3 protein-coding genes are annotated in these 1,296 nt (G+C 46.1%); 2 read left to right on the forward strand and 1 reads right to left on the reverse strand.

Annotated features, from left to right (window positions below; translation table 11 throughout):
* Positions 1-341, forward strand: a 341-nt coding sequence (locus Q8P13_00110; GenBank protein MDP2670862.1) for a hypothetical protein, incomplete at its 5' end; no start/stop codon positions are given.
* 52 nt (positions 342-393) lie between these two features.
* On the opposite strand, the gene Q8P13_00115 is transcribed toward Q8P13_00110, so the two are convergent.
* The gene (locus tag Q8P13_00115; protein MDP2670863.1) at positions 394-534 is read right to left on the reverse strand and encodes a DUF5679 domain-containing protein; all 141 of its coding nucleotides are present in this window, start codon (positions 532-534) and stop codon (positions 394-396) included.
* Between the two features lie 316 nt (positions 535-850).
* Between Q8P13_00115 and Q8P13_00120 the strand changes: the two genes are divergently transcribed.
* The coding region (locus Q8P13_00120; protein ID MDP2670864.1) for a DUF4446 family protein at positions 851-1,296 on the forward strand (446 nt) is incomplete at its 3' end.

Below are 1,296 nucleotides of genomic sequence, written 5' to 3' on the forward strand. Positions count from 1 at the left end.
TTGCTTACTTACCCAACATTTTTGCCGCTGTTCTCATTTTTGGTGCCGGCGTTGTTTTGGCCGGTTTTCTGGAGAAGCTGGTGAAGGGTTCTCTCGGTGGTATCGACATCAAGCTTTCCCGCCTGATGGCGAAGTTTACCAGCTACCTGGTCGTTGTCTTCACCGTTCTGGCATCTATCTCCCAGCTGGGGATTGCCAAGAACCTGATTGATACTGTTTTCATCGGCTTTGTCACCATGCTCGCCCTCGCCCTTGGCCTGTCTCTGGGTTTGGGATCCAAAGACTTAGTCAAGACCATTCTCGAAGACTGGTACAAAACCTTCAAAAAAGACCTCAAGTAACCACAAAAAACCCGAGTCAAGGCGAACCTTTTTATCGGGTTTCTTGGTAGAGTTATTTAGCTCCAATTTTGAACATTTTGGTGCTACAAACCGGGCAGACAGCCCGGGCGGCCGGCTTACCATTCTTCATGGTGAGGGTTTCGAATTTCTCTACGTCTCTTTTAGCTCTGCATTTTACGCAATACATTGTCATAACGAACTCACCTCCTTCCGCGCCTCAAGTCAGTGCTTCAATATTAACCAAAGCACGACCTCCGAAGCTAGAGCAAGCATAGTCAGTGCTAATACCTTTGTCAAGTCGGACCGGAAATATTTGAACTCAGTTCCTTTTCCGGAGGACACCCTATCTTTCGTTTTTGCCTCTTTCATCGCTCCAAATGTCACTTTGAAGCCAGACGCCTTTACCTTTTGTGCCCGAGTCCTTTTCTTTGACATAATCTGATTATAACCACAGATTCCTCGACTACGCTCGGAATGACAGGGAAAGTCACGTTTGTTACAATCTACATATGTCAGCTTCAAACACAGTCTATCTACTCTTGGGAGTCCTCGCGCTTTGGTCGATCCTTCTCACCGTCCTCCTCGTCCGATTGATGGCCCACTACCAGCGCTTGACCAAAGGGTTAGCCCAGAAAGACCTGATTAGTGCCATCAACAGCTTTATTGCCAAAACCGGCCAAAACCACGAAGACATCGAAAGCGTCAAAAAAGAACTTGAGACAGAAAAGAAAAAAGGAGAACTCCATCTTCAGCGTCTTGGCTTCAAACGTTTCAATCCCTTTACTGATACCGGAGGGAATCAAAGTTTTATTCTTAGTTTGCTAGATGAAAATGGTACCGGTGTTGTGATAAGCTCATTGCATAGTCGGGAAAACACTAGGATCTACGCCAAAAAGATCGAAGACAGTCGTTGTTCCGACCAAGTATTAAGCAAAGAAGAAGAGACGGTCATCAA

The sequence above is a fragment of the bacterium genome (genome assembly GCA_030704665.1).
In the GTDB taxonomy this organism is placed as follows: Bacteria; Patescibacteriota; Microgenomatia; order Woykebacterales; family RBG-16-39-9b; genus JAUYID01.